This is a genomic window from Pseudomonas sp. Xaverov 83 (assembly GCF_019352905.1).
Lineage (GTDB): Bacteria > Pseudomonadota > Gammaproteobacteria > Pseudomonadales > Pseudomonadaceae > Aquipseudomonas > Aquipseudomonas yamanorum.
In genome coordinates, this window is sequence record NZ_JAAAFU010000092.1 from 72,924 (window position 1) to 79,776 (window position 6,853).

6 protein-coding genes and 1 tRNA gene are annotated in these 6,853 nt (G+C 61.9%); 5 read left to right on the forward strand and 2 right to left on the reverse strand.

The features are described 5' to 3' along the window. Nucleotides 1-139 precede the first annotated feature (139 nt). Nucleotides 140-216, forward strand: a tRNA-Met gene (locus tag K0H47_RS29150). Nucleotides 217-297: 81 nt separating this feature from the next. Here K0H47_RS29150 and K0H47_RS29155 read toward each other — a convergent pair. Continuing rightward, nucleotides 298-1,338 (reverse strand): DMT family transporter, encoded by a 1,041-nt coding sequence (locus K0H47_RS29155; protein WP_219274019.1) that lies wholly within the window; start codon nucleotides 1,336-1,338, stop codon nucleotides 298-300. Between the two features lie 145 nt (nucleotides 1,339-1,483). Between K0H47_RS29155 and rimJ the strand changes: the two genes are divergently transcribed. The 4 genes from rimJ (at nucleotide 1,484) to K0H47_RS29175 (ending at nucleotide 6,042) form a co-directional block, all read left to right on the forward strand. Then, nucleotides 1,484-2,068, forward strand: a complete 585-nt coding sequence (gene rimJ, locus K0H47_RS29160; RefSeq protein ID WP_063033156.1) for a ribosomal protein S5-alanine N-acetyltransferase — start codon at nucleotides 1,484-1,486, stop codon at nucleotides 2,066-2,068. A gap of 33 nt (nucleotides 2,069-2,101) precedes the next feature. After that, nucleotides 2,102-2,617: a sigma-70 family RNA polymerase sigma factor gene (locus tag K0H47_RS29165; RefSeq protein WP_063033157.1), complete on the forward strand. Its 516-nt coding sequence runs from the start codon at nucleotides 2,102-2,104 to the stop codon at nucleotides 2,615-2,617. After that, on the forward strand, nucleotides 2,614-3,558 hold the full coding sequence (locus K0H47_RS29170; protein ID WP_177026468.1) for a FecR domain-containing protein: 945 nt from the start codon (nucleotides 2,614-2,616) through the stop codon (nucleotides 3,556-3,558). The genes K0H47_RS29165 and K0H47_RS29170 overlap by 4 nt, the downstream gene beginning before the upstream one ends. Nucleotides 3,559-3,633: 75 nt before the next feature. After that, nucleotides 3,634-6,042, forward strand: coding sequence for a TonB-dependent siderophore receptor (locus K0H47_RS29175; protein ID WP_219274020.1), 2,409 nt, complete (start codon nucleotides 3,634-3,636; stop codon nucleotides 6,040-6,042). Between the two features lie 42 nt (nucleotides 6,043-6,084). On the opposite strand, the gene K0H47_RS29180 is transcribed toward K0H47_RS29175, so the two are convergent. Next, a partial coding sequence (locus K0H47_RS29180) for a bifunctional helix-turn-helix transcriptional regulator/GNAT family N-acetyltransferase (protein WP_257626765.1) occupies nucleotides 6,085-6,853 on the reverse strand: 769 nt, incomplete at its 5' end.

Genomic DNA, 6,853 nt, shown 5'->3' on the forward strand with positions numbered 1-6,853 from the left:
CGCCGCCTTGGGACCTGCGCAAACCCCAACCGCTCGTCACCAAACCCGGTGTTTCCCGTTAAACAGTTGATAGCGTAGATAAATTTTCAAAAAAAGCGCTTGACGCATTCCCGTTCTCCGCGAATAATGCGCGCCACTTGGCTACATAGCTCAGTTGGTTAGAGCATAGCATTCATAATGCTGGGGTCCGGGGTTCAAGTCCCTGTGTAGCCACCAAGTACTAAAAACGGCTTACCGAAAGGTAGGCCGTTTTTTTATGCCTGAAGAAAAGTACACGGCCCTATTGCCCTAGATACGTCAGTGCCTATGCCGATGGTGCACATCGGGAAAATGCGCATGGCTATGCTGAATCGGTGCATGCTCATGCGCATGACTATGTGGCTCGGTACCGTCCCACTCAAAGTTATGCACATGCTGGTGGTGCTCGTCGTGTGTATGGCGATGACCGTGCGTGAGGGGATCGTGCTGATGCTCGTGCGCATGATGTTCCATCAGATGAATCCACACCCCGATGGCCATCAAGGCGGCCGCGAGCAAGAACATCAGCGAAACCGACTCGCCCAGGATCAGGATCGAGATGACCGCGCCAAGAAAGGGAGCCGTGGAAAAATAGGCGCCGGTGCGCGCACTGCCAAGCCCGCGCAGAGCGAGCACAAACAGCACCAAACTCACGCCATACCCCAACAGCCCAACCACCATGATGGACCCCAGCGTGGCCACGGCTGGCAGTTGCGACCCGATGGCCAACGCCAAACAGCAATTGACCACACCCGCCGCCAAGCCTTTGCTCCCGGCGATAAACAGCGCATCCGAGGCGGAGACCTTACGGGTCAGGTTGTTGTCGATGGCCCAGCAAAAACAGGCGAACGCCACGGCCAGCGGCCCCGTCCAATCATGAGCCGTCGCCGTCCCTTGCGGCCACGACAAAACGAGCCCGCCCAATACAATGGCGATCATGCCGATCACAATCCGGCGGTCTGCGTTCTCTTTAAACACGACCCACGCCAGCACGGCCGTGAGCACTGACTCAAGATTGAGCATCAGCGATGCGGTTGCGCCCGCTGTACGGGTGAGGCCATACATGAGCGCCACTGGCGCAAGCACGCCCCCAAAGACGATGGCGCCCATCAACCAGGGCCACTCTCCGGCTGCAAGCCCGGGCCGTTTCCAGCCGTGGTCGCGGGCAAACCGAACGACGGCCAGGCCCAGGCCGCTGCCCAGATAGAGCAGCCCTGCCAACAGGATGGGCGGCGTATCCAGCCCCAAGAGCTTGGCAAGCGGAGTGCTGGCGCCGAACAACGCCGCAGCAGCCAACGCGTAGAGAACGCTCACATTCATAATGGGCTGCCCTGTCAGGCTTATTGCATAAGGACGAGCATCATAGCTGTGCCCGGGTAAGAATTATGTGAATGCCAGCCTGGCTGGATTCTGTACGACTGAAGCGCCAGGATAGCCCGGCTGGCAAACCACAAGAAGGTGACGCATGACATTCCCCGCTACCGGCATCAGCACTGACCGCCTCATACTGCTGGGCGCCCACCCTTCCCACGCTCGCGTCCTGCAAATGTACCTGCTGCAAAATCGCGATTTCCTGAAGCCGTGGGAGCCTTCGCGTGACGACGCCTTTTTTGAACTGGACGCCATCACCGAACGCCTCCAAGCCATGGCCGACAAAACCGCCAGCGGCGAAGCGTTGCACCTGCTGATATTCAGCCAGGACCAAATCATCGGCGCCTGCAACTTCAGCAACATCGTGCGCGGTGCGTTTCAGGCCTGTCACTTGGGTTACGCGCTGGCTGAATCCGCACAAGGCCAAGGCTTGATGCACGAAGCGCTGACGGCGGCGATTGCCCATGTATTCGATGAAATGCAGCTGCACCGAATCATGGCCAACTACCGGCCAGAGAATGAGCGTAGCGCGCGCCTGTTGGCGCGGCTGGGATTTGAACGAGAAGGTGAAGCGCGGGCGTATCTTAGGATCAACGGGGTCTGGGCGGACCATGTGTTAACGGCACTGATCAATCCGGCAAGCGACCGTCTATTGCAGCCCGAAGTTTTAAACCACTAGAATGGGATTAATTCTCACTTACGACTCTCTCTCATGAAGCTGTCTTCGCCCACCGACGCTCCTACGCTCGATGCGCTGTACCGCGGCTACCACGGCTGGTTATTGACCTGGTTGCGGCGTCGTGTGCATTGCTCCCATCAGGCGGCCGACGTGGCGCAAGACACTTTCGTACGCCTGTTGGCATCGGGTACTTACGTGGCGCCGGGTGAGCCACGGGCTTATCTGGCCACCATCGCGCGCCGGTTGCTGATGGACAATGGCCGCCGCCGACGCCTGGAACAGGCCTACCGCGAAGAGCTCGAACGCTGCGCCGCGTACCTTGAACAGGCGCCTCCACCGGAGCAGATCCTGCAAGCCGCGCAAATGCTTGAAGCGATCGATCGAGCCTTGGCGTGCATGAACAAGCGGATACGCGACACCTTCATCCTGCGTTACCTCGAAGGCCTGGACCAGGCGCAAATCGCCCAGCGCCTCGGGGTCTCGGTGCGCACGGTACAGAACGATCTGGTGGAAGCCTTGCTGGCGTGCGATGCGTGCGCCCAGCCATGAACCAGCCTCTGCCCCACGCTGTGCTGCGCCAGGCTGCCGAATGGCTGGTGCGGCTGGATCACGAAGGCAACGACGCCAGCGAACAGGCATTTCGCGCCTGGCTGGCCGCCGACCCGCAGCACCCACAAGCCATTGCCCGCCTTCAGGGCCACTTGCTGCCTCTTAAACAAGCCCCGGCCCGTGCCGCATTGCGCCGGGCCCGGCAGCCGCGCCACGCGGCAACGCTGGTCAAGTGTCTCGCCCTGGCCCTGCTGCTGGCAGGCGTGCCGGCGTACCAGTACGAGCAACGTGGCTATCTGTTCGCCGACCTGAGTACCGGCCGTGGCCAATGGCGCCAAACGCTGCTGGCCGACGGCAGTGACCTGCAACTGGAAGGCAACTCCGCCGTGAACCTGCACCTGGACGCTACCGAACGCCGCGTGCAACTGCTGCACGGCGAACTCCTGGTGGCGGTGGCCAAGGATGCCCAGCGGCCTTTTTATGTCGACACCCCGCAGGGCAGCATTCGCGCCCTGGGTACGCGTTTTATCGTCGAACTCAGCGACACCGCCACGGTGGTCAAGATGCTCGAATCTTCAACCCGCATCGACAGTGCCGGGCACACGATCACCCTCGGCCCCGGCGAGCAAGTGCGCCTGGATGCAAACGGCCCGGGCACGCCGAAAAGTGTCGATGTGCAGGCGCAGCAGCAAGCCTGGACGGCCCACCAGTTGCTGGCCAATGACGAGCCGCTGGCGGATGTGCTTGAGCGCCTGGCGCGGCATCGCCCAGGTGTGCTGATGTTCGATCGCAAGGCGCTGCAAGGCATTCGGGTGACCGTGATGCTGCCGACGGACGACAGCGACCGCGCGTTGCGCCTGCTCACGCGCACCCTGCCGATTGAGGTCAGCACGTACACCCCGTGGCTCACGCGTGTGCGCCTGAAAGTCCCCGCCGGATAATTCTTACGCAGCGTTGCGTGTTTTCGGTTTTACCGCGTCCTTTCCTTGGCCAACATCCAAAGGAGCACCGATAACATGTCTTCAACCCCCACACGCGGCGGCCTGTTACTGGCCAGTCGACTGTTGCTTGGCTGCCTGCCGCTGGCGGTGCCGGGCCTGGCTTACGCGCAACAGCAGGTACAGGCGTTCGACATCGCGCCCGGCAAACTCGGTGATGTACTGACCCGCTTCGCCCAGGCCGCCGGTGTGCCGATTTCGTTCCTGTCGCAACAGGTGGCCGGGTTGAACAGCCCCGGTGTGCGCGGCAGCTACAGCGTGGCGGACGGGTTCGCGCAGGTGCTGGCCGGCACCGGTTTCGCCGCAACCGGCAATGCCGATGGTTATCAGTTGGAAAGCCTGCCGGTAGCCGGCAGCGCGCTGTCGCTGGGCGCCACAGAGATCACTGCCAACCAGTTGGGCACCATCACCGAAGGCAGTGGTTCCTATACCCCGGGCACCATTGCCACCGCCACGCGCATGGTGCTGACCCCACGAGAAACCCCGCAGTCGATCACCGTGATCACGCGCCAGCATATGGATGACTTCGCGCTCACCTCAATCGATGACGTGATGCGCCATACGCCGGGCATCACCGTGTCGACCTTCGACAGCGAGCGCAATAACTACTACGCACGCGGCTTCTCGGTGGAGAACTTCCAGTACGACGGCATTCCTACCCTGCGCAACTCCGCCTACTCGTCCGGCCAGACCCTGACCGACATGGCGATCTATGACCGCGTGGAAATTCTCAAGGGCGCTACCGGCCTGCTCACCGGCGCTGGCGCCCCTGGCGCGACGATCAACCTGATCCGCAAAAAGCCCACCCGCGACTTCAAGGCCAGCGTGGAACTCGGCGCCGGCAGTTGGGACAACTATCGCTCCCAGATCGACGTGAGTGGCCCGCTGACCGACAGCGGCAACGTGCGTGGCCGCGCGGTGGCGGCGTATCAGGACAAGCACTCGTTCATGGACCACTACCAGCGCAACACCAATGTGTATTTCGGCACGCTGGAAGCCGACCTGACCGAAGACACCCTGCTCACCGTCGGCTTCGATTACCAGAACAGCGACCCGCAAGGCTCGGGCTGGTCCGGCAGCCGTGCGCTGTTCGATCGCAGCGGCAACCGCATCGACGTGAAACGCTCCTACAACAACGGCGCCAAGTGGAGCCGTTGGGAGCAGTATTCCCGCAGCGCGTTCTCCACCCTCGAGCATAACTTCGACAATGGCTGGGTGATCAAGGGCCAATACACCCACCAAATCATGGGCTACGACGCGCCCCTGGGCTCGATCATGAGTGGCCCGTTTCCCGCGACCGGACTGTCGTCCCTGTACGCGAACAAGTTCACCGGCAATACCCGCGCCGACTCGGGCGATGTCTACGCCAGCGGCCCATTCAGCCTGCTGGGCCGTACCCATGAACTGGTGATTGGCGCGTCGGCCTCGAATTCCCACTGGACCGGAAAGGACTACGGCGCCCCCACTTATGTGGGCAACAACCAGATCGATTTCTGGAATTTCGACGGCAATGTGCCGGAGCCAGACTGGGGCGCGCCGACCCGCACCATCGATGCCACCACCCGGCAATCCGCCGGCTACATGGCCGCACGTTTCAACCTCACGGACGACCTGAACCTGTTCCTCGGCAGCCGCGTGGCCAACTACAAATTGCGTGGCGACGACGACTCTACCGAGACCGGCAAGCTGGTGCCCTACGCCGGGGTCACCTACGACCTGAACGACAACTTCACCGCGTATGCCAGCTACACCGACATCTTCATGCCGTCGAGCTACAGCCGCTCCCGCAACAACAAATTGCTGGAACCGGATGAAGGCAAGAACTACGAGACCGGCCTCAAGGGCGAGTTCTTCGAGGGCCGGCTCAACACCAGCGTGGCCTACTTCGAAGTGCATGAAACCAACCGCGCGGAGCCGGACGCCGAATACAACGCCGCGCCTACCAATCCGTCCCTGGGATATGCCGAAAAAGGCATCAAGGCCAAGACCAAGGGCTTCGAGGCCGAGATGTCCGGCGAACTGGCGCCGGGCTGGCAGGCCCAGGCCGGCTACACCCACAAGATCCTGCGGGATGAACATGGCGACAAGGCTTCGACCTGGGAGCCGGAGGACCAGCTCAGTTTCTTCACCTCGTACAAGCTCAAGGGCCCGCTGGACCGCCTGACCGTCGGCGGCGGCGCACGCTGGCAGAGCAGAAGCTGGCAAGTGGTGTACAACCGGCCCAAGGCGCAAAACGAAGAATTCTCGCAGGAAGCGTATTGGGTGGTGGACGCGATGGCCAAGTATCAGGTCAGCGAACATCTTTCCGCGACGCTGAACGTCAACAACCTGTTCGACAAGCAGTACTACACCAACATCGGGTTCTATAACACGGCCTACTACGGCACCCCGCGCAATGTGATGCTCACCACGCGCTGGGACTTTTAACCGGCCAGGCGCCAGCGCCCCATGACATGGGGCGCTGTTGCGTCAAACAGCGTGCCGCACAAAACACTGCTCCACCACCGACTTGCCCCACTGCTGCCCCTCCTGTTCCGACTCCAGCACAAAGCCTGCGCTTTCATAAAGCTTGCGCGCCACATCCAGGCCCTTGAACGTCCACAGCCGCACCGCCGGGAACCGGTGCCCGTCACAGAAATCCAGCGCCTCTTGCAACAGCCGTTTACCCAAACCCTGGCCGTGGGCCGACGGGTCGAGGATGAAGCAGCGCAAGATCGCCTCGCCGTTTTCGCCCTCGCCATCAATGGCAATCGAACCCACAATCTGCGTCCCATCCAGTACCGCCCACACTTCGTTGCGCGGGTTGGCCAGGCGTCCCATCAACTCGGCCATGTCCGCCGCCACCAGGCTTTCGAACGGTTGGCCAAAATTCGCATGCTTGGCGTAGTACTCCGCGTGCATCTGCGCGATGCGCCCAATCACCCCAGGCCGATAGCCCCGGGCGATGCTGTAGTGCCTTGGCTGCCGGGCGCCGGTGCGTTGGGTTTGCAGGGCTGCGGCGTAGTGATCAAGCCCGCGGCTGACGGCCTCTTGCTGTTCGCTGGACAAGTCGCCAATCGCCTCGCCCACTTGGCGCCGGGCAAACGTTTCAATGTCGCGTAAGGTCTTCTGGCCTCGTGTGGTGAGCCGCAGCTTTTTCGAGCGGGCATCGTCCTCGTTGGCAAACTCTTCCAGCTCGCCCGCCTCGATCAGCTTGCGCACCATACGGCTCACCGAGGACTTTTCCAGGCCCAGCAAG

What these genes read in the sequence shown, in the direction of transcription:
- K0H47_RS29155 (WP_219274019.1), bottom strand. Translation starts at nt 1,338, where the DNA reads ATGAATGTGAGCGTTCTCTACGCGTTGGCTGCTGCGGCGTTGTTCGGC.
- rimJ (WP_063033156.1), top strand. Translation starts at nt 1,484, where the DNA reads ATGACATTCCCCGCTACCGGCATCAGCACTGACCGCCTCATACTGCTG.
- K0H47_RS29165 (WP_063033157.1), top strand. Translation starts at nt 2,102, where the DNA reads ATGAAGCTGTCTTCGCCCACCGACGCTCCTACGCTCGATGCGCTGTAC.
- K0H47_RS29170 (WP_177026468.1), top strand. Translation starts at nt 2,614, where the DNA reads ATGAACCAGCCTCTGCCCCACGCTGTGCTGCGCCAGGCTGCCGAATGG.
- K0H47_RS29175 (WP_219274020.1), top strand. Translation starts at nt 3,634, where the DNA reads ATGTCTTCAACCCCCACACGCGGCGGCCTGTTACTGGCCAGTCGACTG.